At 56.6% G+C, this 25,353-nt stretch carries 26 protein-coding genes and 4 tRNA genes; 21 read left to right on the forward strand and 9 right to left on the reverse strand.

The window, feature by feature from the left end; translation table 11 throughout:
• Positions 1-225: 225 nt before the first annotated feature.
• The 17 genes from mltB to luxS all read left to right on the forward strand — a co-directional run bounded on the left by mltB (position 226) and on the right by luxS (position 13,771).
• Complete coding sequence (mltB, locus tag HX884_RS10935) at positions 226-1,326, forward strand: lytic murein transglycosylase B (RefSeq protein ID WP_178328146.1); 1,101 nt, start codon at positions 226-228, stop codon at positions 1,324-1,326.
• A 242-nt stretch (positions 1,327-1,568) separates the two neighbouring features.
• Complete coding sequence (locus tag HX884_RS10940; protein WP_013098442.1) at positions 1,569-2,222, forward strand: metal ABC transporter ATP-binding protein; 654 nt, start codon at positions 1,569-1,571, stop codon at positions 2,220-2,222.
• On the forward strand, positions 2,219-3,079 hold the full coding sequence (locus HX884_RS10945) for a metal ABC transporter permease (protein WP_178328147.1): 861 nt from the start codon (positions 2,219-2,221) through the stop codon (positions 3,077-3,079). Before HX884_RS10940 ends, HX884_RS10945 begins: the two co-directional genes overlap by 4 nt.
• Positions 3,080-3,093: 14 nt before the next feature.
• Positions 3,094-3,972 (forward strand): metal ABC transporter substrate-binding protein, encoded by an 879-nt coding sequence (locus HX884_RS10950; protein ID WP_178328158.1) that lies wholly within the window; start codon positions 3,094-3,096, stop codon positions 3,970-3,972.
• Positions 3,973-4,101: 129 nt separating this feature from the next.
• Positions 4,102-4,599, forward strand: coding sequence for a nicotinamide-nucleotide amidase (gene pncC / locus HX884_RS10955; RefSeq protein WP_013098439.1), 498 nt, complete (start codon positions 4,102-4,104; stop codon positions 4,597-4,599).
• A gap of 89 nt (positions 4,600-4,688) precedes the next feature.
• Entirely contained in the window at positions 4,689-5,747 is a 1,059-nt protein-coding gene (recA, locus tag HX884_RS10960; protein WP_013098438.1) for a recombinase RecA, read from the forward strand.
• 68 nt (positions 5,748-5,815) lie between these two features.
• A complete protein-coding gene (gene recX, locus HX884_RS10965; RefSeq protein ID WP_013098437.1) occupies positions 5,816-6,316 on the forward strand; it encodes a recombination regulator RecX in 501 nt (166 codons plus the stop codon).
• A 131-nt stretch (positions 6,317-6,447) separates the two neighbouring features.
• On the forward strand, positions 6,448-9,075 hold the full coding sequence (gene alaS / locus HX884_RS10970) for an alanine--tRNA ligase (RefSeq protein ID WP_047024439.1): 2,628 nt from the start codon (positions 6,448-6,450) through the stop codon (positions 9,073-9,075).
• A 241-nt stretch (positions 9,076-9,316) separates the two neighbouring features.
• Positions 9,317-9,502 carry a carbon storage regulator CsrA gene (gene csrA, locus HX884_RS10975; RefSeq protein WP_000906486.1) on the forward strand — a complete coding sequence of 62 codons (186 nt, stop codon included), beginning with the start codon at positions 9,317-9,319 and terminating at the stop codon, positions 9,500-9,502.
• A gap of 343 nt (positions 9,503-9,845) precedes the next feature.
• A tRNA-Ser gene (locus tag HX884_RS10980) sits at positions 9,846-9,938 on the forward strand.
• Between the two features lie 4 nt (positions 9,939-9,942).
• Positions 9,943-10,021 (forward strand) — tRNA-Arg (locus tag HX884_RS10985).
• A gap of 29 nt (positions 10,022-10,050) precedes the next feature.
• Positions 10,051-10,127, forward strand: a tRNA-Arg gene (locus tag HX884_RS10990).
• Positions 10,128-10,288: 161 nt separating this feature from the next.
• Positions 10,289-10,365: transfer RNA gene (locus tag HX884_RS10995), tRNA-Arg, on the forward strand.
• A 117-nt stretch (positions 10,366-10,482) separates the two neighbouring features.
• A complete protein-coding gene (gene yqaB, locus HX884_RS11000) occupies positions 10,483-11,049 on the forward strand; it encodes a fructose-1-phosphate/6-phosphogluconate phosphatase (RefSeq protein WP_038420473.1) in 567 nt (188 codons plus the stop codon).
• Positions 11,046-11,474 (forward strand): YqaA family protein, encoded by a 429-nt coding sequence (locus HX884_RS11005; RefSeq protein WP_014833021.1) that lies wholly within the window; start codon positions 11,046-11,048, stop codon positions 11,472-11,474. Before yqaB ends, HX884_RS11005 begins: the two co-directional genes overlap by 4 nt.
• Before the next feature lie 83 nt (positions 11,475-11,557).
• The gene (gene gshA / locus HX884_RS11010; protein WP_013098433.1) at positions 11,558-13,102 is read left to right on the forward strand and encodes a glutamate--cysteine ligase; all 1,545 of its coding nucleotides are present in this window, start codon (positions 11,558-11,560) and stop codon (positions 13,100-13,102) included.
• A gap of 153 nt (positions 13,103-13,255) precedes the next feature.
• On the forward strand, positions 13,256-13,771 hold the full coding sequence (gene luxS, locus HX884_RS11015) for an S-ribosylhomocysteine lyase (RefSeq protein ID WP_013098432.1): 516 nt from the start codon (positions 13,256-13,258) through the stop codon (positions 13,769-13,771).
• A 557-nt stretch (positions 13,772-14,328) separates the two neighbouring features.
• On the opposite strand, the gene HX884_RS11020 is transcribed toward luxS, so the two are convergent.
• The 4 genes from HX884_RS11020 to HX884_RS11035 form a co-directional block, all read right to left on the reverse strand.
• A complete protein-coding gene (locus HX884_RS11020; protein ID WP_038418621.1) occupies positions 14,329-15,024 on the reverse strand; it encodes a helix-turn-helix transcriptional regulator in 696 nt (231 codons plus the stop codon).
• The gene (locus HX884_RS11025; protein ID WP_029882197.1) at positions 14,996-15,394 is read right to left on the reverse strand and encodes a hypothetical protein; all 399 of its coding nucleotides are present in this window, start codon (positions 15,392-15,394) and stop codon (positions 14,996-14,998) included. The genes HX884_RS11020 and HX884_RS11025 overlap by 29 nt, the downstream gene beginning before the upstream one ends.
• Positions 15,387-15,710 (reverse strand): antibiotic biosynthesis monooxygenase, encoded by a 324-nt coding sequence (locus HX884_RS11030; RefSeq protein ID WP_045295459.1) that lies wholly within the window; start codon positions 15,708-15,710, stop codon positions 15,387-15,389. Before HX884_RS11030 ends, HX884_RS11025 begins: the two co-directional genes overlap by 8 nt.
• A 151-nt stretch (positions 15,711-15,861) precedes the next feature.
• The gene (locus tag HX884_RS11035; protein ID WP_178328148.1) at positions 15,862-17,277 is read right to left on the reverse strand and encodes an aldehyde dehydrogenase family protein; all 1,416 of its coding nucleotides are present in this window, start codon (positions 17,275-17,277) and stop codon (positions 15,862-15,864) included.
• A gap of 100 nt (positions 17,278-17,377) precedes the next feature.
• Here HX884_RS11035 and HX884_RS11040 point away from each other — a divergent pair, with 100 nt between their 5' ends.
• The gene (locus HX884_RS11040; RefSeq protein WP_023620661.1) at positions 17,378-18,280 is read left to right on the forward strand and encodes a LysR family transcriptional regulator; all 903 of its coding nucleotides are present in this window, start codon (positions 17,378-17,380) and stop codon (positions 18,278-18,280) included.
• On the opposite strand, the gene HX884_RS11045 is transcribed toward HX884_RS11040, so the two are convergent.
• Positions 18,267-18,746 carry a carboxymuconolactone decarboxylase family protein gene (locus HX884_RS11045; RefSeq protein ID WP_013095424.1) on the reverse strand — a complete coding sequence of 160 codons (480 nt, stop codon included), beginning with the start codon at positions 18,744-18,746 and terminating at the stop codon, positions 18,267-18,269. The two genes, HX884_RS11040 and HX884_RS11045, sit on opposite strands and share 14 nt — an antisense overlap.
• A 102-nt stretch (positions 18,747-18,848) precedes the next feature.
• Between HX884_RS11045 and HX884_RS11050 the strand changes: the two genes are divergently transcribed.
• Complete coding sequence (locus tag HX884_RS11050) at positions 18,849-20,237, forward strand: PLP-dependent aminotransferase family protein (RefSeq protein WP_023620662.1); 1,389 nt, start codon at positions 18,849-18,851, stop codon at positions 20,235-20,237.
• An 86-nt stretch (positions 20,238-20,323) separates the two neighbouring features.
• Here HX884_RS11050 and HX884_RS11055 read toward each other — a convergent pair whose 3' ends face one another.
• The gene (locus HX884_RS11055) at positions 20,324-20,485 is read right to left on the reverse strand and encodes a DUF1127 domain-containing protein (protein WP_020687816.1); all 162 of its coding nucleotides are present in this window, start codon (positions 20,483-20,485) and stop codon (positions 20,324-20,326) included.
• Positions 20,486-20,661: 176 nt separating this feature from the next.
• Between HX884_RS11055 and HX884_RS11060 the strand changes: the two genes are divergently transcribed.
• On the forward strand, positions 20,662-22,080 hold the full coding sequence (locus HX884_RS11060) for a PLP-dependent aminotransferase family protein (RefSeq protein ID WP_038981738.1): 1,419 nt from the start codon (positions 20,662-20,664) through the stop codon (positions 22,078-22,080).
• A 100-nt stretch (positions 22,081-22,180) separates the two neighbouring features.
• Here HX884_RS11060 and HX884_RS11065 read toward each other — a convergent pair whose 3' ends face one another.
• The 3 genes from HX884_RS11065 to HX884_RS11075 all read right to left on the reverse strand — a co-directional run bounded on the left by HX884_RS11065 (position 22,181) and on the right by HX884_RS11075 (position 24,869).
• The gene (locus HX884_RS11065; protein ID WP_013095420.1) at positions 22,181-23,302 is read right to left on the reverse strand and encodes a cupin domain-containing protein; all 1,122 of its coding nucleotides are present in this window, start codon (positions 23,300-23,302) and stop codon (positions 22,181-22,183) included.
• A 136-nt stretch (positions 23,303-23,438) separates the two neighbouring features.
• Complete coding sequence (locus HX884_RS11070; RefSeq protein WP_178328149.1) at positions 23,439-24,035, reverse strand: ATP-dependent Clp protease proteolytic subunit; 597 nt, start codon at positions 24,033-24,035, stop codon at positions 23,439-23,441.
• A gap of 63 nt (positions 24,036-24,098) precedes the next feature.
• On the reverse strand, positions 24,099-24,869 hold the full coding sequence (locus tag HX884_RS11075; RefSeq protein ID WP_178328150.1) for a DeoR/GlpR family DNA-binding transcription regulator: 771 nt from the start codon (positions 24,867-24,869) through the stop codon (positions 24,099-24,101).
• Positions 24,870-24,950: 81 nt separating this feature from the next.
• Between HX884_RS11075 and HX884_RS11080 the strand changes: the two genes are divergently transcribed.
• A complete protein-coding gene (locus HX884_RS11080) occupies positions 24,951-25,337 on the forward strand; it encodes a VOC family protein (protein ID WP_029882203.1) in 387 nt (128 codons plus the stop codon).
• Positions 25,338-25,353: the final 16 nt, after the last annotated feature.

Here is a 25,353-nt window from a genome sequence, read left to right on the forward strand (position 1 = left end):
TAATCACTTTGAAAGGTTTTAAAGTGTTAATTAGATCTCACAATGAAAGAAAAATGGGTTGTTTTGAAAGTTAATGGGTAGGGGAGACGCATTTTGGTTGAAAAAAGCGCAGATTTGCGTTGAGGAGCGTAAAGATTTGGTGGGTAAGGCGCGTACCGCTTCCTTGAGGTGTTGCGGATGCTTTACCATACAGGGTTCTTATCGAACCCGTTAAATGGATGTCCCATGTTCAAGCGTCGTTATGCAGCGTTGTTACCTGCGCTTATTCTGCTGTCCGCCTGTAGTAGTAAACCCAAGACTGAAGCCGCTGTGCAGACGGCTGGCGCGCCTTCAGGAGGATTCCTGCTGGAGCCGCAGCACAATATGATGCAGATGGGGGGCGACTTCGCGAATAACCCGGCGGCCGAACAGTTCATCGATAAAATGGTGAGCAAACACGGCTTTGACAGACAGCAACTGCATGAAATCTTGTCGCAGGCGAAACGTCTGGACTACGTGCTGCGCCTGATGGACAGGCAGGCACCGTCAGCGCAGGTGCCAACCGGGCCAAACGGTGCGTGGTTGCGCTATCGCAAACAGTTTATTACCCCGGACAACGTGCAAAATGGCGGGGTGTTCTGGAATCAGTATGAAGATGCCCTCAATCGCGCGTGGCAGGTCTACGGCGTGCCGCCTGAAATCATCGTCGGCATTATTGGCGTGGAAACGCGCTGGGGCCGCGTGATGGGCAAAACACGCATTCTTGATGCGCTGGCCACGCTCTCGTTTAACTATCCGCGTCGTGCCGAGTACTTCTCTTCCGAGCTGGAAACCTTCCTGCTGATGGCGCGTAACGAACAGGATGACCCGCTCGATCTGAAAGGGTCGTTTGCCGGAGCGATGGGCTACGGCCAGTTTATGCCCTCTTCCTACAAACAGTATGCCGTCGACTTTAACGGAGATGGTCACATCAACCTGTGGGATCCGGTGGATGCCATCGGCAGCGTGGCGAACTACTTCAAGGCACACGGCTGGACGCCGGGTGGGCAGGTTGCCGTGCAGGCTAACGGCGAAGCGTTTGGTCTGGAAAACGGCTTCAAAACCAAATACAGCGTTGCGCAGCTGACGGCGGCAGGTTTAACGCCAACGCAGCCGCTGGGTAATGTCGATCAGGTGAGCCTGCTGCGTCTGGATGTAGGAACCGGGTATCAGTACTGGTACGGTATGCCAAACTTCTACACCATTACCCGCTATAACCACAGCACGCACTATGCGATGGCCGTGTGGCAGCTGGGCCTGGCGGTATCGCAGGCGCGTGTCCCTGCGGCGTCACCGTTCAGTCAGTAAGTCGCTTTATTCCTCCCTCTCCCACGGGAGAGGGGAGTTTTACAGAAACATTTCGCCACACTCCCTTTGCAAACGCGCCATTTACATCTCAATCGCCTTTCATTATTGTTACGTTATAACATATAATGTGGTGTCAACATGTCAACATCCCTTTTCTCTTTGTCTGCGGCAGTTAGGTTTCTGCTGGCGCTGGTGATTGTCGTGTTTATCGGGCTGGCCGTGCGCTGGGCGGTGGCATTGCCATGATTGTCATGGATGAACTGGTTGCGGGTTACGACCGCATGCCCGTTACGCGCGCCTTGTCGGGCGTGATTGAACGCGGAAGTATGACCGCCATTATCGGGGCCAACGGATGTGGAAAATCCACGCTGCTCAAAACGCTCGCCGGGTTTATTCCGCCGGTGAGCGGCCGTTTTCGCTGGCAGGAGAAACGCCCGGTGATTGGCTGGCTGGCACAGCGTCACGCGCTGGAGGCGCAGTTTCCGCTGACGGTGCAGGATGTGGTGAGTATGGGCTGCTGGCCGCGTGTGTCGCTCTTTTCCGGCTTTCGTCGGGAAACACGCTCGCGCATTGCCAGCGCGCTGGAGCGTGTCGGGCTGGACGCCATGGCGTTATCTACCATCGATGCACTCTCCGGCGGCCAGTTTCAGCGCATGCTGTTTGCGCGGATCCTGGTGCAACAGGCGCCGCTGGTGATGCTGGATGAACCTTTTACCGGCGTCGATGAAGCTACCTGTAACGTGCTGATGGACCTGATGCTCGAGATGTACATGCAGGGCCAGACCCTGCTTGCGGTATTGCATGACAGCGAGCGCGTATCGCGTCATTTTCCGCAAACACTACGGCTGGATACGGCTATTCCGCACTGGAAAACCGAGCGGGTGAGGGTGGCATGATCTGGCATCTCTTCTTTCAGCCGTTTATCGAATACGGCTTTATGCGTCGCGCGCTGGTGGTGTGCCTTGCGTTGTCCGTCAGCACCACGGCACTGGGCGTATTTCTTCAGCTGCGCCGGATGAGCCTGATGGGCGATGCCCTTTCACACGCCATTTTACCCGGCGTTGCGGTGGGCTACCTGCTGAGCGGTATGTCACTGCTGGCGATGAGCATCGGCGGGTTTATCGCCGGGATCGCCGTGGCACTGGTGGCCGGGTTGGTCAGTCGACGTACGCCGCTCAAAGAGGATGCCAGTTTTGCCGGGTTCTATCTCGGCTCGCTGGCGCTGGGCGTGACGCTGGTGTCGCTGCGCGGTTCGAACGTCGATCTGCTGCACCTGCTGTTTGGCTCCATTCTGGCGGTGGATAACGACGCCGCGCTGTTTGTGGCTGGCGTATGCATCTTCACGCTGGTGACGCTGGCAGTTTTCTATCGTGGGCTGGTGAACGAGGCGTTCGATACCGCCTGGCTACAGGTTAACGCCCGCTGGCTGCCCGGCCTGTTGCACGGGCTGTTTCTGGCGCTGCTGGTGCTTAACCTGGTGGCCGGATTTCAGGTTCTCGGCACGCTTATGGCCGTCGGGCTGATGATGTTGCCGGCGGTGGCGGCACGCTGCTGGGTGCGCACCCTGCCAGGGTTGCTCTGCCTGGCGGGCATCAGCGGCGTTTTTTGCGCATGGCTGGGGTTAAGCCTCTCCTGGGCGGTAAGTTTACCCGCCGGGCCGTCCATCGTGCTGACCGCCAGCGCGCTGTTCTTTATTTCTGTTTTATTTGGCACACGAAGCCACCTGGCTGGCAGCCTGCGTGCGCTTTTTTAACGCAAGGGGAAATGATGAAACGTACAGGGTTAATAATGGCGTTCGCGCTCGGGATGTTGTCACAGGGCGTAATGGCGAAAACGCTTAATGTGGTCACCAGTTTTTCCATTCTGGGAGACATTACGCGTGAGGTAGGGGGCGACCGGGTCAATGTGACCACGCTGGTGGGGCCGGACGGCGATCCGCATACCTTTGAACCGTCGCCGAAAGACAGTGCGGCGCTCAGCAAGGCCGATGTAGTGGTGGTGAACGGTCTGGGGCTGGAGGGCTGGCTCGACCGTCTGGTGAAGGCCTCCGGATTTAAGGGCCAGCTGGTGGTGGCTTCGACCGGGGTGAAAACCCACACGCTTGAAGAGGACGGGAAAACCGTGACCGATCCGCATGCCTGGAACAGCGCGGCGAACGGGGCACTGTATGCGCAAAATATCCTTGCCGGTCTGGTAAAAGCCGATCCTGAAGATAAGGCGGCGCTGGAGGCCACCGGTCAACCCTATATCGCGCAGCTTATGCAACTGGACAGCTGGGCCAAAACGCAGTTCAGCCAGATCCCGCAGGTGAAACGTAAAGTCCTCACCAGCCATGACGCCTTCGGCTACTTCAGCCGCGCCTATGGCGTGACCTTTATTGCGCCGCAGGGCTTGTCGTCAGAGAGCGAAGCCAGCGCAGCGCAGGTGGCTGAGATTATCAATCAGATTAAAGCGGACGGGGTGAAAACCTGGTTTATGGAAAACCAGCTCGACCCGCGCCTGGTTAAACAAATTGCCACGGCCACCGGTGCGCAGCCGGGGGGCGAACTTTACCCGGAGGCGCTGTCGGCCAAAGGCGGCGTGGCGGATACCTACGTTAAGGCGTTTCGCCATAACGTAAATACCCTCGCCAGGAGCATGAAGTAACCTTTTCTTAGCCGGTGCATTCGCATCGGCTTTTTTCTGAACCCCCCTCGTAAAACATGATCCTCATCTCCATATCTGACGAGAAAGTGCTATCTTGTGCTGCACGTTTTTCTGATGCCCGGAGCGAGAATGACTGACCATGAATTGATGCAGCTTAGCGAAGTCGTAGGACTGGCGCTTAAGCAACGTGGCGCGACTATTACGACTGCCGAATCCTGTACCGGCGGCTGGGTTGCTAAAGCCATTACCGATATTGCAGGCAGTTCCGCCTGGTTTGAACGCGGCTTTGTGACCTACAGTAACGAAGCTAAAGCGCAAATGATTGGCGTGCATGAATCCACGCTTGAACAGCATGGCGCGGTCAGCGAACCGGTGGTGATTGAGATGGCAATTGGTGCGCTAAAAGCGGCGCGTGCAGATTATGCCATCTCTATTAGCGGTATCGCCGGCCCGGACGGCGGCAGTGACGTGAAGCCTGTCGGCACCGTCTGGTTTGGTTTTGCCACCTCTAAAGGTGAAGGGATCACGCGTCGCGAGTGCTTTAGCGGCGATCGTGAAAGCGTGCGTCGTCAGGCCACCGTTTATGCGTTAAAAACGCTCTGGCAACAATTTCTACAAAACACTTGATACTGTATGACCATACAGTATAATTGCACCAACAGAACAGAAATCCACGGTGAAGCACAGTCGCTTCTCCCGGCATGACAGGAGTAATAATGGCTATCGACGAAAACAAACAGAAAGCGTTGGCGGCAGCACTGGGCCAGATCGAAAAGCAATTCGGTAAAGGCTCCATCATGCGCCTGGGTGAAGACCGTACCATGGATGTGGAAACGATCTCCACCGGTTCGCTTTCTCTGGATATCGCGCTGGGCGCGGGCGGCCTGCCAATGGGCCGTATCGTAGAGATCTACGGGCCAGAATCCTCCGGTAAAACCACCCTGACGCTGCAGGTGATTGCCGCGGCGCAGCGCGAAGGTAAAACCTGTGCCTTTATCGATGCCGAGCACGCGCTGGACCCTGTTTATGCTCGTAAGCTGGGCGTGGATATCGATAACCTGCTGTGTTCTCAGCCAGATACAGGTGAACAGGCTCTGGAGATTTGTGACGCGCTGGCGCGTTCCGGTGCGGTTGACGTTATCGTGGTCGACTCCGTTGCTGCGCTGACGCCAAAAGCGGAAATCGAAGGCGAAATCGGCGACTCTCACATGGGCCTCGCGGCACGTATGATGAGCCAGGCAATGCGTAAGCTGGCCGGTAACCTGAAGCAGTCCAATACGCTGCTGATCTTCATCAACCAGATCCGTATGAAAATTGGCGTAATGTTCGGTAACCCGGAAACCACCACCGGTGGTAACGCGCTGAAATTCTATGCTTCTGTCCGTCTGGATATCCGCCGTATCGGCGCGGTGAAAGAGGGTGAGAACGTAGTGGGGAGTGAAACCCGCGTGAAGGTCGTGAAGAACAAGATCGCCGCGCCGTTCAAACAGGCTGAATTCCAGATCCTCTACGGTGAAGGTATCAACTTCTTCGGCGAACTGGTTGACCTGGGCGTGAAAGAGAAGCTGATCGAAAAAGCGGGCGCATGGTACAGCTACAACGGCGATAAAATTGGTCAGGGTAAAGCGAATGCGATCTCCTGGCTGAAAGAGAACCCGGCTGCAGCGAAAGAGATCGAGAAGAAAGTGCGTGAGCTTCTGCTGAACAACCAGGACTCTAAACCTGATTTTGTGGTTGATGGTGCGGATGCTGAAGAAACTAACGAAGACTTTTAAGGCTTTCGTTTAAAAATGAAGGGCTGCTGATGCGGCCCTTTTTGCATTTCTGAACCAGCAGGTTTTTTATGAGCGAATCCACAACGCGTCGACCCGCTTATGCGCGATTACTAGACCGCGCGGTGCGGATCCTTGCCGTGCGTGACCACAGTGAACAAGAGCTGCGGCGTAAACTGTCGGCCCCGGTGATGAGTAAAAATGGGCCGGAAGAGATTGATGCCACCGCGGAAGATTATGACCGGGTGATTGCCTGGTGCTATGAGCATCACTACCTGGATGACGACCGTTTTGCTTCCCGGTTCCTGGCCAGCCGTGGCCGCAAGGGATACGGTCCGGCGCGTATCCGTCAGGAGCTGAACCAGAAGGGCGTTGCCCGTGAGTCCATCGAAAAAGCGATGCGCGACTGTGACACCGACTGGTGTGCGCTGGCAAAAGAGCAGGCGATTCGTAAATACGGTGAACCGCTGCCGCGTGAATTTTCAGAAAAAGTCAAAATCCAGCGCTTTTTGCTCTACCGCGGCTTTCTGATGGAAGATATTCAGGATATCTGGCGTAATTTTGCCGATTGAACGCATGCGGGATTTTACTTCCCACCAAAGAAAACTTATCTTATTCCCACTTTTTCCAGTAGCAGGTCTGTCCAGGGGTTTACCGATACCGGCTTGCTACGACATTTCGTTAGCTTGATTTCAGGATAATTATGAGCAAGAGCACCGCTGAGATCCGTCAGGCGTTTCTCGATTTTTTCCATAGTAAGGGACACCAGGTTGTTGCCAGCAGCTCCCTGGTACCGAACAACGACCCAACTCTGCTGTTTACCAACGCCGGGATGAACCAGTTCAAGGATGTGTTCCTTGGTCTCGACAAGCGTAATTATTCCCGCGCCACAACCTCACAGCGTTGCGTGCGTGCGGGCGGTAAACACAACGACCTGGAAAACGTCGGTTACACCGCGCGCCACCATACCTTCTTCGAAATGCTGGGTAACTTCAGCTTCGGCGACTATTTCAAACATGATGCTATTCAATACGCGTGGGAACTGCTGACCGGTGAAAACTGGTTCAACCTGCCGAAAGAGCGTCTGTGGGTTACCGTCTATGAAACCGATGACGAGGCCTACGAAATCTGGGAAAAAGAAGTCGGTATCCCGCGCGAACGTATTATTCGCATCGGTGACAACAAAGGCGCACCGTACGCGTCTGACAACTTCTGGCAGATGGGTGATACCGGCCCTTGCGGTCCATGCACCGAGATCTTCTACGATCACGGCGACCACATCTGGGGTGGCCCTCCAGGCAGCCCGGAAGAAGACGGCGATCGCTACATTGAGATCTGGAACATCGTCTTCATGCAGTTCAACCGTCAGGCCGACGGCACCATGGAGCCGCTGCCAAAACCGTCCGTTGATACCGGTATGGGCCTGGAGCGTATTGCGGCTGTTCTGCAGCACGTTAACTCCAACTACGAAATTGATCTGTTCAGCACCCTGATCAAAGCCGTTGCAGAAGTGACTGGCGCGACCGATCTGAACAACAAATCACTGCGCGTAATCGCAGACCATATCCGTTCCTGTGCGTTCCTGATTGCTGACGGTGTTATTCCGTCGAATGAAAACCGTGGCTATGTGCTGCGTCGTATCATTCGTCGTGCTATCCGTCACGGCAACATGCTGGGCGCGAAGGACACCTTCTTCTATAAGCTCGTTGGGCCACTGGTTGGCGTAATGGGTTCAGCGGGTGATGAGCTGAAACGCCAGCAGGCGCAGGTTGAGCAAGTACTGAAAACTGAAGAAGAGCAGTTTGCCCGTACGCTGGAGCGTGGTCTGGCGCTGCTGGATGAAGAACTCGCTAAGCTTAAGGGCGACACGCTGGATGGCGAAACCGCCTTCCGCCTGTACGACACTTACGGCTTCCCGGTTGACCTGACGGCGGACGTTTGCCGTGAGCGCAACATCAAAGTGGACGAAGCGGGCTTCGAAGCAGCGATGGAAGAGCAGCGTCGTCGTGCGCGTGAGTCCAGCGGTTTTGGCGCAGACTACAACGCGATGATCCGCGTGGATAGCGCGTCTGAATTCAAAGGTTATGAAGCGCTGGAACTGACTGGCAAAGTGACCGCCCTGTTTGTTGACGGCAAAGCCGTAGACAGTATTAGTGCAGGTCAGGATGCAGTTGTCATTCTGGATAAAACCCCGTTCTATGCGGAATCCGGTGGTCAGGTTGGCGATAAAGGCGAACTGAAAGGCAACGGTTTCAGCTTCAGTGTGAACGACACTCAGAAATACGGCCAGGCGATTGGTCATCTGGGTAAACTGGTTTCAGGCTCCCTGAAAGTGGGCGAGGGCGTTCAGGCTAATGTTGACGAAGCGCGCCGCGCACGCATCCGTCTGAACCACTCGGCAACGCATCTGATGCACGCTGCACTGCGTGAGGTTCTGGGAACGCATGTTGCACAGAAAGGTTCTCTGGTTAACGACAAAGTGCTGCGTTTCGACTTCTCGCATTTTGAAGCGATGAAACCGTCTGAGATCCGTGCGGTGGAAGATCTGGTGAACGCGCAAATCCGTCGTAACCTGCCAATCGAAACCCACATTATGGATCTCGACGCGGCGAAGAAAAAAGGTGCGATGGCCCTGTTTGGTGAGAAATATGACGACCGTGTTCGCGTATTGAGCATGGGCGACTTCTCTACCGAGCTGTGCGGTGGTACACACGCATCGCGTACCGGTGATATCGGTCTGTTCCGCATCGTTTCTGAATCCGGTACGGCGGCAGGTGTGCGTCGTATTGAAGCGGTGACCGGTGAAGGCGCGATTGCCAGCCTGCATGCGCAGAGCGACCAGTTGCACGATATCGCGCAGCTGTTGAAAGGCGATACCCAGAATCTGGGCGAGAAAGTGCGTGTTGCGCTGGATCGTACTCGCCAACTGGAAAAAGAGCTGCAGCAGCTGAAAGAGCAGGCTGCGGCGCAGGAGAGTGCAAACCTCTCCAGCAAAGCTGTAGACATTAAGGGCGTCAAACTGCTTGTCAGCGATCTGGCAGGTGTAGAGCCTAAGATGCTGCGTACCATGGTCGACGATCTCAAGAACCAGCTTGGTTCGACGGTTATCGTACTGGCGACGGTAGCAGAAGGTAAGGTTTCTCTGATTGCGGGCGTCTCTAAGGATGTGACCGACCGCGTTAAAGCAGGGGAACTGATTGGCATGGTTGCCCAGCAGGTGGGTGGCAAAGGTGGCGGTCGTCCGGACATGGCGCAAGCCGGTGGTACGGATGCGGCGGCACTTCCTGCGGCATTGGCCAGCGTTGAAAGCTGGGTAAGCGCGAAACTGTAATAACTACAAAGCACAAACAGACGCCATAGCGGTAACGTTATGGCGTCTTGTTCACTGCACTATCGATAACGATAAAGTCAGGTTGAGTTTGTGTATATCGGCTAAACTTACGTTTAACAGAATGTGATGCCGTGACTGCTTACACTTTACGTGTTTGTCATCGCTTACTTTTTGGCGTTATATGATGGATAATGCCGGGATACAAGAGACCCGACTCTTTTAATCTTTCAAGGAGCAAAGAATGCTGATTCTGACTCGTCGAGTTGGTGAGACCCTCATGATTGGGGATGAGGTCACCGTGACAGTTTTAGGGGTAAAGGGTAACCAGGTACGTATTGGTGTTAACGCTCCTAAAGAAGTATCTGTCCACCGTGAAGAGATCTACCAGCGTATCCAGGCTGAAAAATCCCAGCAGTCCAGTTACTGATATTGTCGCGTCTCGCTGTCGGGCGAGACGCAACCCCTCCTGTTATTTTTCCTGCTTAAAGTTACCGTTCGATTTCAATCGCTCTGTTTTTAACCACTCTCGCCAGCTTATCTCGTCCAAACCACACGCTTCTCTTCATAGATTTCTGTGAGGATACCTGCAAAATCCGCTTATAAAACACTCTCTTTGCGGCTTTTACATGCGAATTGTCTGTGATTTGTGCAAACGATAAAAGCTTTTGGAAAATTGTTTGACTTATAAGTCCCAGAAAGTAATATATGCGCCACGCAGCGACGAGAAGCTCTTAACGAGTGGCTCGAAGCACTCGAAAGAGGCGTTGTGTGGTGAGGTGGCCGAGAGGCTGAAGGCGCTCCCCTGCTAAGGGAGTATGCGGTCAAAAGCTGCATCCGGGGTTCGAATCCCCGCCTCACCGCCAATTTGCATCCGTAGCTCAGCTGGATAGAGAGTACTCGGCTACGAACCGAGCGGTCGGAGGTTCGAATCCTCCCGGATGCACCATTTACTATTTCTGAAAGCAGTACCCTGATGCATCCGTAGCTCAGCTGGATAGAGTACTCGGCTACGAACCGAGCGGTCGGAGGTTCGAATCCTCCCGGATGCACCATATTCTCCGAGATAACAGCGATACTGTTGTTACAAGGTCTGCGAGTTAATCGCAAGCACCAGGGAGGATAACGTTGCTTTAGCAACGGCCCGAAGGGCGAGGCGCAGCCGAGTAATCCTCCCGGATGCACCATTTACTGTTTCTAAAAGCATTTCCCCGATGCATCCGTAGCTCAGCTGGATAGAGTACTCGGCTACGAACCGGGCGGTCGGAGGTTCGAATCCTCCCGGATGCACCATCTTCTCCTGGTTTGTTTATTCCTTCGACGTTCCGTCAGCAATCACACTCTCTGTCAGCGACAAAAACGCCCGTTTACGATAAAGTAACCCTTTGTTAATCGGTTAGCGAGAGCATGATGTACGCACAGTATGACGGTTTGATCTTCGATATGGATGGCACGCTTCTGGATACCGAACCCACGCATCGCCAGGCCTGGACGGACGTTCTTGGACGTTACGGTATGCGCTTCGATCTCCAGGCGATGATAGCCCTCAACGGATCTCCTACCTGGCGTATCGCACAGGCCGTGATTGAACTTAATCAGGCCGATCTCGATCCGCACCAGCTCGCGCGTGAAAAAACCGATGCAGTCAAAGCTATCCTGCTGGATACCGTGCGTCCTCTGCCGCTTATTGACGTGGTAAAAGAGTGGCACGGACGTCGCCCGATGTCGGTCGGCACGGGCAGCGAAAGCGCCATCGCCGAAGCGCTGCTCAATCATCTTGGCCTGCGCCACTATTTTTCTGCTGTGGTTGCCGCCGACCATGTTAACAATCACAAACCCGCACCGGACACCTTCCTGCTTTGTGCAGAACGAATGGGTGTGCCGGCGGCAAAATGCGTTGTCTTTGAAGATGCCGACTTTGGCATTCAGGCCGCGCGTGCTGCCGGAATGGATGCGGTGGATGTTCGCTTACTGTGAGTGACGCGCTGTCACTTTTATCATTATTCGCCAGCAGTTTTTTAAGTGCTACGCTCTTACCGGGTAATTCGGAAGTGGTGCTGGTGGCGATGCTGTTGTCTGGCGTGAGTCAGCCCTGGTTGCTTGTGTTAATAGCAACAATGGGTAATAGCCTTGGAGGGCTGACTAACGTTATTCTTGGGCGTTTCTTTCCGCTGCGTGAAAAATCGCGCTGGCAGGAAAAGGCAGTCGGCTGGCTAAAACGCTATGGCGCTGCCACGCTGTTATTAAGCTGGATGCCTGTAATAGGCGATTTACTGTGTCTGCTGGCGGGATGGATGCGCATCTCCTGGGGGCCGGTGCTCTTTTTTTTGTGCCTTGGCAAGGCGTTGCGCTATGTTCTTGTGGCGTGGGCAACACTACAGGGTATGACGTGGTGGCACTAATTGGTGGAATGAATACGCGACCTTCAATCGTCAACCATTACAATTATGCTGAGTAACATTACTTTGACAGGCGGGAGGTCAATTTGATCCCGGACGTATCACAGGCGCTGGCCTGGCTGGAAAACCACCCTCAGGCACTGAAGGGTATTCAGCGTGGCCTTGAGCGTGAAACGCTGCGCGTAAACGCGGATGGTAGCTTAGCGACGACGGGTCACCCGAAGACGTTAGGCTCGGCGCTGACACATAAATGGATCACTACCGATTTCGCTGAAGCACTGCTGGAGTTTATCACTCCGGTGGACGGTGATATTGATCATATGCTGACGATCTTGCGCGACATCCATCGCTACACCGCCCGAAATATGGGCGATGAGCGTATGTGGCCGCTCAGCATGCCCTGCTATATCGAGCAGGGGCAGGAGATTGAACTGGCGCAATACGGCACGTCGAATATCGGTCGACTGAAAACGCTGTATCGCGAGGGGCTGAAAAACCGCTACGGCGCGTTGATGCAGACGATCTCAGGCGTACATTACAACTTCTCTTTGCCGATGGCTTTCTGGCAGGCGAAATGCGGTGAAACGGATAAGGACGCGATCTCCGCGGGTTACTTCCGCCTGATCCGCAACTATTACCGTTTTGGCTGGGTTATTCCTTACCTGTTTGGTGCGTCTCCGGCTATATGCTCCTCGTTCCTGCAGGGGAAACCGACGACGCTGCCGTTCGAGAAGACCGCGTGCGGAATGTACTACCTGCCGTATGCCACCTCGCTGCGTCTGAGCGACCTTGGCTATACCAATAAATCGCAAAGCAATCTCGGTATTACGTTTAACGAATTGCACGAATATGTGGCAGGATTGAAGCGGGCGATCAAAACCCCGTCGGAAGAGTACGAGAAAATCGGCCTCGAAAAAGACGGCAAACGTCTGCAAATCAACAGCAATGTGCTGCAGATTGAAAACGAACTGTACGCACCGATTCGTCCGAAGCGCGTGACGCGCAGCGGTGAAACCCCGTCGGATGCGCTGCAGCGCGGCGGGATCGAATACATTGAAGTGCGCTCACTGGATATCAACCCGTTCTCACCGGTCGGTGTTGATGAGCAGCAGGTTCGCTTCCTGGATCTGTTTATGGTCTGGTGTGTGCTGGCCGATGCGCCGGAAATGAGTTCAGACGAACTGCTCTGTACCCGCACTAACTGGAACCGCGTGATCCTGGAAGGGCGCAAACCGGGCCTGACGCTGGGTATCGGCTGTGAAACGGCGCAGTTCCCGCTGCCGAAAGTGGGTAAAGATCTCTTCCGCGACCTGAAGCGCGTTGCCCAGACAATGGACAGCCTTTACGGTGGCGAAGCGTATCAACAGGTCTGCGACCAGTTAGTGGAATGCTTTGATAACCCGGAACTGACATTCTCGGCGCGTATTCTGCGTTCTATGATTGATCAGGGCATCGGCGGAACAGGGCGTGCACTCTCCGCGGAGTACCGTGAAATGCTGATGCAGGAGCCTTTAGAGATCCTGAGCGAAGCGGATTTTGCGGCGGAGCGCGATGCGTCTGTCGTACGTCAGAAAGAGGTCGAAGCGGCGGATACGGAGTCGTTTGAGGCGTTTCTGGCGAAGCAGGCTTAAGCAGAAAAGAAAAAGGCCACATCGCTGTGGCCAAAATATACATCTCTGAATTCAGGGATGATGATAACAAATGCGCGTCTTTCATATACTCAGACGTGCATTCTGTAGAAGAGTTCAGTTTATTTTAAAAAAAATCACTATCGGAGGTGACGTATGCCGTTATTAGATAGCTTTACTGTCGACCATACCCGTATGGAAGCACCTGCAGTCCGCGTGGCGAAGACCATGAACACCCCGCACGGCGACACGATCACCGTTTTCGATCTGCGCTTCTGCGTGCCGAATAAAGAAGTGATGCCGGAGAAAGGCATTCATACGCTGGAACACCTGTTTGCTGGTTTTATGCGTGACCACCTGAACGGTAACGGCGTGGAGATTATCGATATTTCTCCGATGGGCTGCCGTACCGGTTTTTACATGAGCCTGATCGGCCAGCCTGAAGAGAAGCGTGTTGCTGATGCCTGGAAAGCGGCCATGCAGGACGTGCTGAAGGTAAAAGAGCAGAACCAGATCCCCGAGCTGAACGTCTACCAGTGCGGCACATACCAGATGCACTCTCTGGAAGAAGCCCAGGAGATCGCGCGTCACATCATCGAGCGTGATGTTCGCGTCAACAGCAACGAAGAGCTGGCCCTGCCAAAAGAAAAACTGCAGGAACTGCACATCTAGTGCACCTTTTCCCTCTCCCGACGGGCTGAGGGTTCCCCAGTAATTTTTTAACCATAAGCGATAACGCTGCTCTCAGAATGACTGAGAACATTCAGCGATGCCCTGGTCCGGCTGTAAATCGCTGAGGCGTTTCCTGCAGGCCGGGGCGAGGCGCATGGATGCGCCGAGAGGGCGGCTTTACAGGGACGTTACATCCGCCCGTCCCCGATAAGCCGGAAGGAATAAGCCGAAGACAAAATTGCCGGGAGCAATTTTGGACAGCGCTTGCGCTGGCCCCAAAGGGGTGAGCCCCAGGGATGGGGCGAACAATCCGCGGAGCGGCGATTTACCGCCGGGAGCCCGGGTCGCCAGGGTGGTGGCGACTGAGCCACCCTGGCACGTTCACAAGTCATGCCGTTACAGAGTAGCAAGGAACATAAAGTGAACGGAATGACCTCCACAGCCGTATGTTCCCCCTCACCCCCGCCCTCTCCCAAAGGGAGAGGGGGCCGTCTGTGCAGGCATTATTTATGGGGATCCCTCAGCCCGGCGGGAGAGGGCACAGCCCGCAGCGGAGTTTAGCGGCTAAAATGTCGGGTAATGGCGCCCTTCCCCGAAGCCGTAAGCACCACTTCCCGATACCCCGCTACCCGCTGGATCCAGCCCTTGCTTTCCAGATGCATGAGCAGCGCCGCACCGGCTTCACCGCCCAGATGAAACCGCCGCTCGCTCCAGTCCAGACAGGCGCAACAGGCCTTTCGCCGGGGATGGGTGCTTAACGGGATACCGAGTTTTAGAAACTGCTCCCGGCCATACAGCGTCAATGCTGAACCGTCTGGCTCCAGCCAACTTTCGGCCTGCATGAAATCGTAGATCTGCACCGCCACCGCGCCCGCCAGATGGTCGTAGCAGGTGCGGGCTTCACGCAGGGCTTTTGGCGCGCTGGTTTCCGGCGGAGAAATGCGGTGCCACGACAGCCCCATCATCTGCTCCACCAGCTCCGCTACGTCATGCCCTGCCAGGCGATAATAGCGATGGCGCCCCTGCGACAGGCAGGTAATGAGCTTTCCGTCCAGCAGTCGCGCAAGGTGCCCGCTGGCGGTAGACGGCGCCACATCCGCCGCCGCACTCAGCTCGGTGGCCGTCCACGCCCGCCCGTCCATCAGCGCACAAAGCATTTTCACGCGCGACGGATCGGCCATTGCGGCTGCTACTGCGGCAATGGCCTGCTCCAGCGCTGCGCTGTTATCTGGCGGTAAGCTCGTCTTTAACATAGGTTGCCCAGGGTTCGGTGATTGCTGCGGCCAGCTTATCATTATCCGTCAGCAGAATGAGGTGATTCGCGTGGTCGCTGTACTGGGTAAGAATAGACACCCCGCGAGCCGCCAGTGCAGCAGCTATCTCCCCCAGTTCGCCGGGGCGTTCCTGCCGCAGTTTTCTGATGATGGGCCGACGAACCGCTTTCAGGTTAAATCCGGCCTCAAGCAGAACATGGCGGGCTTTTTCGCCGTCTTCCACCAGAAAATGTGCCTCAACGCCGAATACACCACCGCCTTCCAGCCCAATCCCCTTACTGCCCAACAGCTGACCAAAGCGTGCCAGTTCACCCGGCGTATCGTTAAAAATCACATGAACATCATACATCCGCGTGCCCTCCGTTTTCGGTGCTGTATTCCCGCACCAGCTGTGCCACCCGAATGCGGTAGTACGTAAAAATCGACTCCCGCCCCTCGGCCTGCGCGGCCTGATGAAAAACGTTCTGCTTCCAGTTGCGGATAGCCTCTTCGTCCCGCCACCAGGAGAGCGAGAGAATTTTGCCGTCGGTGGTCAGGCTCTGGAAACGTTCGATATCGATAAAACCGTCAATATCCGCCAGCAGGGGTTTAAGTTCGGCCGCGAGCTGCAGGTAGCGCGCCTGATGCGCCGGCGCGGCTTTGGCTTCGAAAATGACTGCGATCATGAAGGTCTCTCCGTTGTGATGGTGTGAAGAGAATGCAGGACAGATGACAAGGATGCTTCGGTATGGAGCGAAGTGTTGTGCCGGATGGCGCTGCGCTTATCCGGCCTACGGTTTTTGTAGGCCCGGTAAGCGTAGCGCCACCGGGCAGGGTTTAACCCACAATCGACTTCGGCTCCATAAACGCCCCAATTCCCCATTCGCCCATCTCGCGTCCCACGCCGGAGTGTTTAAACCCGCCAAACGGGGCTTTTGGCTCATGCGCGAGGGTGTTTACCAGCACGCGCCCGGAAACAATCTGCTGCGCCACGCGACGCGCACGCCCGGTGTCACGCCCCAGCACCATCGCGCTCAGGCCGTACTCGGTATCGTTGGCAATCGCGACAGCCTCCGCCTCGTCCTGATAAGGAATAATGCACAGCACCGGGCCAAAAATTTCCTCACGCGCGATGGTCATCTGGTTGTTCACATCAGTAAACAGCGTCGGGCGCACAAACCAACCGTCCCGCGTCCCGTCCGGTCGCCCTTCGCCGCCCGCCAGCAGTCGCGCGCCTTCGTCGAGCCCTTTGCGAATATGTCCCTGCACCCGCAGCCACTGCTTTTCGCTGACCATCGGGCCAATCTCTGTCGCGCTTTCGCGCGGGTCGCCGGATTTCACCGCCGCCACCGCCTGCGCCAGGGCGATTTCCATCTCGGCCTTGCGCGACTGCGGCACCAGAATACGCGTGCCGGCCACGCACGCCTGACCGCTGTTCATAAACCCGGCCTGAATCACCAGCGGGATCGCCCTTGCAAGATCGACATCATCCAGCAAAATCGTCGGCGATTTACCGCCTAACTCCAGCGTGACGCGCTTAAAACCCTCCGCTGCGTTACGCAGGATCGCTTTGCCGGTATTCGTCGACCCCGTAAACGAGATTTTTGCCACGTCCGGGTGGCGGCTAATGGTCTCCCCCACCGTCTCGCCGCGCCCGGTGATGATATTAAACACGCCCGCTGGCAATGCGGCATCACGCAGCGCCTCGGTAATAATCTGCGTTTGCAGGGCGCTCATTTCACTGGGTTTGATCACCGCCGTGCAGCCCGCCGCGAGCGCCGCCGCCAGTTTGCCGCAGATAAACCCCGCATCGCTGTTCCACGGCGTGATCAGGCCCGCTACGCCTAGCGGCGTCATCTGCACCGATGCCGCCCCCGCTGAAAATGAAAATTCAAACGCCTCCAGGGCCTCAATCGCCTGGGCAATGACATCGGCCGGATAACTGGCCATCCACGCCGAACGTGCGGCCGGTGCGCCGTACTCTTCGATTATCGCCTCCAGCAGCTGATCATGACGGGCGGCAACAGCGGCATGCATATGTGTTAACGCAGCAATCCGTTCCTGTTTTGTGGTTTGCGACCACGCCGGAAACGCCGCTTTGGCGGCCGCAATGGCGCGTTCAGCGTCGACCTCATCTGCCAGACGCACCTGCCCTATGACCTGTGCCGTCGCCGGGTTGTATAAATCAAAACGCTCGGTGCCGTGCGGGGTAACAAATTCGCCGTTGATAAAAATCTGTTCGATGTGGTGCATATAAACCTCCTCAGGCTGTGTGGACACAGTCTGGCACGACTACTCCGTTGCGATAATCCACGCTATGCTACAAGGGTTGTTTCGATTTTCAGGATAATCTATGCATCGTTCAGGTTTGACAGAGCTGGAAGTGGTGATGGCGGTGGTACGACGCGGCAGCTTTCGCGGTGCCGCCCAGGAGCTGGGCATGTCTGCCACGGCGGTGAGTAACGCCATCGCCGGGCTGGAGAGCCGCCTCGAGACGCGTCTTTTTAACCGCACTACCCGCAGCGTGGCGCTCACCGACGCCGGGCAGCGTTATGTGGCGCGCATCGGTCCGGCGCTGCAGGAAATTCGTCAGGCCGGGGAAGAGATCCACAGCGACACCGGCGAACCCGCAGGCACCCTGCGCCTGAACGTGCCGAACAATATTGGCTCCCTGTTTCTGGACCAGCTGCTGATCGACTTTATGATCCGCTATCCGAAAATGCGTGTTGAAACGGTGAGCGAGGCGCGAATGATCGATATCGTCGCCGAAGGCTACGACGCCGGGATCCGCCTTGAAGAAGCGGTGCCGCAGGATATGATCGCCGTACCGCTGACCGGAGAGATCCGCCAGCTCGTGACCGCCACACCGGACTATTTTGCCCGCCACGGTATCCCGCAAACGCCGGAGGATCTGCTGTTGCATCAGGGGATCGGGATGCGCATGGCCCACGGGGGGATCTACCGCTGGGAGCTGGCCCGTCGGGGAGTGCAGTATGCGCTGGCCGTGCCGCCGCGTTTTGCGACATCCGATCTTTTTGCCTCGATCCGCGCGGTCAAAGCAGGGCTGGGGATTGGCTTTTTGCCGGAACTCTATATCCGTGACGAGCTGAAAAGCGGGGAACTGGTGAGCGTGTTAAACGACTGGACGCAGCCGTTTGCCGGGCTGCGTCTTTACTATCCAGGCCATCGCCACGTCCCGCCGGGGTTGCGGGCGCTGGTGGCGATGATCCGCGAGCGCGGGATTATTCCAGGTTAGCCTTGTTCAGTCCGTAAGCTGCGTCCAGCGAGCCGGGGGCCATGCGCGAGGTAATGCCTAAACGGTTCCAGGCGTTGATCGCCACGATGGCGAAGTTCAGCTCTGAAATCTCCACGTCAGAAAAGTGTTCCGCCACGCTACGGTACAGCGCGTCGCTCACCCCGTGAACGCCAATCTGGGTCAACGCTTCGGCGAAGGCCAGCGCCGCTTTCTCGCGAGCGCTGAACAGCGGAGATTCGCGCCAGGCCGCCAGGTGGTAAAGGCGCAGTTCGCGCTCCCCGGCAATTTTGGCCTCTTTGGAGTGCATATCCAGACAGAAGGTACAGCCGTTCAGCTGGGAAACGCGAATGTCGATCAGGTGCTTCAGCGCCGGGTCGATGGAGGTTTTCGCCACTTCCATGCTCAGGGCGGACAGCGCGTTGGCAAGGGCTGGAGTGACTTTATGGTGGTTTACGCGAGTGCTCATTGTCTTTCCTCTTATTTACACGGTATGTGTCATGCGATGAGGACAATCTACGCGGGTCATGACATAGTAAAAAGATACAAAAAACATAAAATGAGGTAGGACATGAAGCCGGGCTATCACGACATTTACACCCGCTATCGCGACAACATTACGCGCGGCGTGCTGAAGCCTGGCGATAAGGTGCCCGCCATTCGCGTACTGGCCGAAGAGCTCAAGGTAGCGCGCAAAACCGTCGAAACGGCGTATGCCATTTTAATCGGCGAAGGGTACCTGGTGAGCCAGGGCGCGCGCGGCACGCGGGTCAATCCCGATCTCTTGCTGCCCGCGACGCCGGCTCCAGCGGATCACACCACCGGTACACTCCCGGCATCGCTTATCAGCCAGCGTGAACGAGCGGGTTTTCTGCGCCCCGGCATTCCCTCCCTCGACAGCTTCCCCTATAAAAAATGGTTACTGCTGGCAGGCCAGGCGACGCGCTCGATGCGCCCGGAAGAGATGCTCAACCCGCCGGTGCTGGGCTGGTATCCCCTGCGCCAGGCCATCGCCCGCTATCTGAATATCTCCCGCGGGCTCTCGTGTACCGCCGAACAGGTGCTGATCACCAGCGGCTACAGCGGCAGCCTGCGCCTGATCCTCGATACGCTCGCCAGCCGCAGCGACAAAGTGGTGTTTGAAGATCCGGGCTATTTTATGGGCCAGCAGCTGCTTAAGCGGATTGTGCCACGTCTGCACACCGTGCCGGTCGATCGCTGCGGCGTCGACACGGAGTATCTGTTGCATCATCACCGCGACGCCCGTTTTGCTATCGTGACGCCCTCTCACCAGAGCCCACTGGCGGTAACGCTCTCTCTGCCGCGTAAACAGCAGCTTCTCGACTGGGCGAGCCAGAACGGGGCGTGGATTATTGAAGATGATTACGACGGAGAATTTCACTATACCCGCAAGGTGCTGCCGTCGCTGAAAAGCCTCGATCGCCATGATCGGGTGATCTTTATGGGCACTTTCAGTAAAACCATTATGCCCTCCTTACGCATGGGCTACATCGTGATGCCCGCCAGCACGGTTGAGGCATTTACCGACTGTGCGGACATCGTCGCCAGCGGCCAGCCGGTATTGACGCAAAAAATCCTCACCACCTTTCTCAACGAGGGCCATTTTTTCCGTCATCTCAAGAAGATGCGCGCCCTGTACCAGACCCGCCGGGAGTGGATGATTGCCGCCCTGCGTGAGGTATATGGCGATCTGTTTTTCACCGAGCAGAACGACGGCGGAATGCATATCGTGGCGTTTCTGGCGAAAGGCAGCAACGATCGGGAGGTGGCGTGCTGCTGGCAAGCGCAGCAGCTGCAGGTGAATGCCCTTTCAGAGTGGTATCGCGGGTCGGGCAAACGTTACGGGCTGGTGATGGGCTATAACAACGTGCGGTCATATCAGGAGGCGGTGGATTTGCTGGAAAGACCGAAGCGGCAGACGCTTGCGCTGTTGAGCTAAACATCGCCCGGTGGCGCTACGCTTACCGGGCCTACGGGATCGAGTAGGCCGGGTAAGGCGCAGCCGCCACCCGGCGGCGACGTGTCTCACACATCATACCGCGACAATCCAACGTCCTTGAGCTGCTCGTCGCTCATCTGGCTCAGAATGCGGCGGGTACGGTTGACGCGATACCAGTTACGCAGCGTTTTCGCTACCCACACAAACGCGATAAACGGACGTTTTGAACGATTTTCGTAGAATTCCATGATGCTCTCCTCACCGTGTCAGTGGGGCTATGATCGTGGAAAACGGCTTTAGCAATACAGACTCAAAAACAACTTTTGTTTAACATACAGATCCGCTAAAACGGTATCTGCATGCCGTTTTTTGCGGCAATCTGTACTGGTTTTGTAATCTGTATGGTGACAACAAAGGATACAGCATGACGCGCTACCAACATCTGGCCAATCTACTGGCAGAACGCATTGAACAAGGGCTGTATCGCAGCGGTGAACGTCTGCCGTCGGTACGCGCGCTGAGCCAGGAGCACGGCGTGAGCATCAGCACCATACAGCAGGCCTATCAGATCCTCGAAAACCTGCAGCTCATCACTCCCCAGCCGCGTTCCGGCTATTTTGTGTCTAAGCGCAAGGCCCTGCCGCCGGTGCCGGCCATGACGCGCCCGGTGCAGCGCCCGGTGGACGTCACCCAGTGGGATGAGGTGATGATGCTGCTGGATGCCCGCGCCGACAAAGAGATGATCTCCTTTGGCGGCGGTTCGCCAGACGTTAACCAGCCGAGCCTGAAGCCCTTGTGGCGTGAGATGAGCCGCATCGCACAGCACAACCCCGCCGAAATGCTGAGCTATGACGTACTCGACGGGCGCCTTGAGCTGCGCGAGCAGATCGCCCGGCTGATGCTCGACGGGGGCTCCACCGTGGCGGCGAACGAGATTGTTATCACCAACGGCTGCCACGGCGCGCTCTCCATCGCCCTGCTGTCAGTCTGTAAACCAGGAGACATTGTGGCGGTCGAGTCGCCGTCGTTCCACGGCACCATGCAGATGCTGCGCGGGTTTGACATCAAGGCGATAGAAATTCCGACCGATTCGCAAACCGGGATCAGCATTGAGGCATTAGAGCTGGCGCTGGAGCAGTGGCCCATCAAAGCGGTCATCCTGGTGCCCAACTGCAATAATCCGCTTGGATTTATCATGCCGGAGTCGCGTAAGAAGCAGGTGCTGGCCCTGGCCCAGCGGCACGATATCGTGATCGTCGAGGATGATATCTACGGCGAGCTGGCGGCGGAATACCCGCGCCCGCGGACCATTCACTCCATGGATATTGATGGCCGCGTGATCCTCTGCAGTTCGTTTACCAAAACCGTGGCGCCAGGGTTACGCGTCGGCTGGATTGTGCCGGGACGCTACTACGACCGGGTGATGCACATGAAATACGCCGCGGGCGGGTTTAACGTGCCGGGCACGCAGATGGCGGTGGCGGCGTTTATCCGCGACGGCCATTATCATCGCCACGTGCGCCGTATGCGCCAGATTTATCAGCAGAATATGGAAACCTATACCTGCTGGGTACGGCAATATTTTCCGGCAGACATATGCGTGACGCGCCCGCAGGGCAGTTTTTTGCTGTGGGTGGAGCTACCGGAGAAGGTCGACATGGTCTGCGTCAGCAAGCAGCTGTGCCGCCTGAAGATCCAGGCGGCGGCCGGGTCGCTGTTTTCCGCCTCCGGGAAGTACCGCAACTGCCTGCGGATTAACGTGGCATTACCGCCGACGGATAAGCATCGCGAGGCATTGAAGAAGATGGGTGAAGCGATTGTGATTGCGATGGAGGAGGGCTAGTGCGGCCTGATGCCCTCACCCCGGCCCTCTCCCACAGGGAGAGGGAGAAAACCGCCGTTGTAGGCCCGGTAAGCGCAGCGCCACCGGGCAACAGGCCGCACTACTCGTCGAAGTACCAGTACCCCTGGTTAATCAGCCCGGTGAGCTCCTCGACAAACGCCGGGTTGTTCAGCGCATCGCCCAGCTCGGCCTGGCCCAGCTCAGTGTAGCGGCACAGCGCGTCCGCCGCCTTCGCGTCGACTGTCTCGAGCTGTTCACTGTTGATAAAGAAACTGCCGTTAATATTCAGCACGCGCAGGCCGCTCAGGCGAGACAATCTCTCACCGCCCTGCAGCGCGTCCAGCACCTCCTCGGGCGCATACGGCGGCTCGGCGGCGGCGATATCCAGCTCGTGACGCGGCGTGGAGACAAAGCTGCCGAACCATTTTGTGAAATCATCCGGCTTACCGATCATGTCGATCATCATCTGGCGAATGCGATCGAGCTCGTACTGCTCAATGCGCCCAGGGTGTTCGCGGCAGGTCAGATCCGGATCGCTGTAATGCTCCCCGCCCAGATCGTTTTCCAGCGCGTAATCGGCAAAGCTGCTGATCAGATCGCGGCCGTTTGGCCCCCGGAAACCCACAGAGTAGTTCAGCGCGGTTTCATGGGTGAAGCCGTCGTGCGGGAATCCAGGTGGAATGTAGAGAATATCGCCCGGCGCCAGATCTTCGTCGATGATCGGTTCAAACGGATCCACGTGCAGCAGCGCCGGATGTGGGCAGAACTGACGCATCGGCAGCTTGTCACCCACGCGCCAGCGACGGCTGCCCATCCCCTGAATGATGAACACATCGTACTGATCGATATGCGGGCCCACGCCGCCACCCGGCACGGAGAAGGAGATCATGAGATCATCCAGACGCCAGTCCGGCAGCACGCGGAACGGGCGCACCAGCTCCGCCGCCGGCATGTGCCAGTGGTTCACCGCCTGCGCCAGCAGCGACCAGCCGGTTTCACCCAGGCCGTCAAAGTGCTCAAACGGACCATTGCTGGCCTGCCATTTGCCGTTGAAATGGCTCACCAGGCGGCTATCGACCTCCGGCTCCATCGCCAGGCCTGCCAGCTCGTCCGGGGTAATCGGGTCGACAAAATTCGGGAAGGCATTTTTCAGCACAACGGGTTTTTTTTGCCAGTATTTCTCAAGAAATTCCGGCCAGTTCAGGTTCAGTTGATACGCCATGGATAGCACCAGTGAGAGGGGAAACAGGCGCGATTATAGGCAAGAAGGCAGAGGGGGAACTTGTCATGGGTCAAACCAGCACGCGTAGGTCGGGTAAGGCGTAGCCGCCACCCGACACGTACATGGTGTTAAAAACTTAATCCAGCTTCAGATCGTCATAATGGGTAATCAGTTTACCCACAATGCCGTAATCCAGCGCTTCGGCCGGAGACATCCAGAAGTTGCGGTCGGTGTCTTTTTTCACTTTTTCCAGCGGCTGGCCGGTGGCATCAGCGATCAGCTTGTTCACGCGGTCCAGCATGCGGATGATCTCGCGCGCTTCAATCTCAATATCCGTCGCCTGACCGCGCACGCCGCCCAGCGGCTGGTGGATCATAAAGTGGGTGTTTGGCAGCGAGTAGCGATGCTCTTTTTTCGCCGCCAAGAAGATGGTGATCCCGGCGCTCGCCACCCAGCCGGTACCGATCACGTGCACGTCCGGGCGGATGAACTTGATGAAGTCGTGAATGGTATCACCGGCTTCCACGTGACCGCCCTGGCTGTTGATGTACAGTTTGATCGGATCGTTGCTCACGCTTTGCAGCAGGATCAGCTGGGTGATGACTTTCTCTGCCAGCGCCTGGTTGATTTCACCGGAGATAACAATCGAGCGGGATTCCAGCAGCTTCTGCTGCAGTGCGCTCTGTGTCCCTTCCGCTTTATCCTTATCGCCGTCTTTCAGTGTGTAGTGCATTGTTATGTCCTCAGCATTTAGCGCTCAAAACCAGAGTGTAGCCTGTTTTACCCGTGAAAGTCCTCAGGCGCACACAATGCGAATGTCCTGGGCCGCAAACGCGTCGACAACGCCCTGTTCCAGCGCCTCTTCTACCACCAGCACATCAATGTCCTGACACGTCGCCACCACAAAGCGCGCCACGCCGGGAAGTTTGTCTGCCGTCAGGGCCACGATGGTCTGGTTGCTCTGGGCGATAACCGCCTTTTTGAATTCGCAGTCGGCAAAGTCAAAGCCGGTGAGCCCCATCTGCGGATCCATCGCGCAGCCGCCAATAAAGGCCTGATCGAAGATAATGCCCTGGATCTGACCCGCGGCCGTGGCGCCCACCGACCCGCCGGATGCCCGCTGGATCTGACCGCCGGTGATGATCACCTCGCACAGGGGATGGCGCAGCAGTTCCGTGGCGATGGCCGGGGAGTTGGTCACCACCGTGACGTTGAGATCCGCCGGGAGGGCTTTCGCCAGCGCCAGGTTTGTTGTTCCCGCGTCGATAAAAATGCACCCGCCCGCCTGAACCAGCGTTGCTTCTTTCTGCGCGATTGTGTGCTTTTCTGCACTTATTTTCTGCTCGCGGCTTAAAAAATTACCCGCATCCGGAAGCTGAAGCACCGCGCCGCCGTAGACCTTTTTGCAATACCCGTCTTTGCTAAGTTCATGTAAATCACGGCGAATCGTGTGCTCGGATACGTTCATCTGGCTCGCCAGCTCGGTACAGACCACCCTTCCGCTCTTCTGAAGGATCTGGCGGATCCGCGCTTGTCGCTGTTCAGGAAAAGCTGCATAATCGAGCATTGAAAGTCCTTTAATAATTCTAATCGAGTATCAATGCGCATAATGTTGCATAACCGCGCAACACAAACAACGAGGGTTACAATGAATATTGCACATGTCGCACTCTGGACCCGCAGCCTTAACGCCCAGGTTCAGTTCTGGGAAACGGTGTTTAATGGCCGCAGCAACGCACGCTACGTCAGTAAAAATCGTCCGGGTTTTGAATCCCATTTTATTACCCTTGACGAGGGGCCGACGATTGAGCTGATGACCATTCCGGACCTGCCCGACGCGCCCGCCCACCCGGAATTTATAGGCTGGGCGCATATCGCCATCAACGTCGGCGGAAAAGCACAGGTGGACAGCATGGCGGCACAGGCCAGGGCAAACGGCACGCTGCTTAGCGCCCCGCGGATGACCGGGGACGGCTTCTATGAAGCGGTAATTGCGGACCCGGACGGCAATCGCATTGAGCTTGTCGGTGCATAAAAACAGCGTTTCGTTC

This window comes from Enterobacter sp. SECR19-1250 (assembly GCF_013391025.1).
GTDB lineage: Bacteria > Pseudomonadota > Gammaproteobacteria > Enterobacterales > Enterobacteriaceae > Enterobacter > Enterobacter cloacae.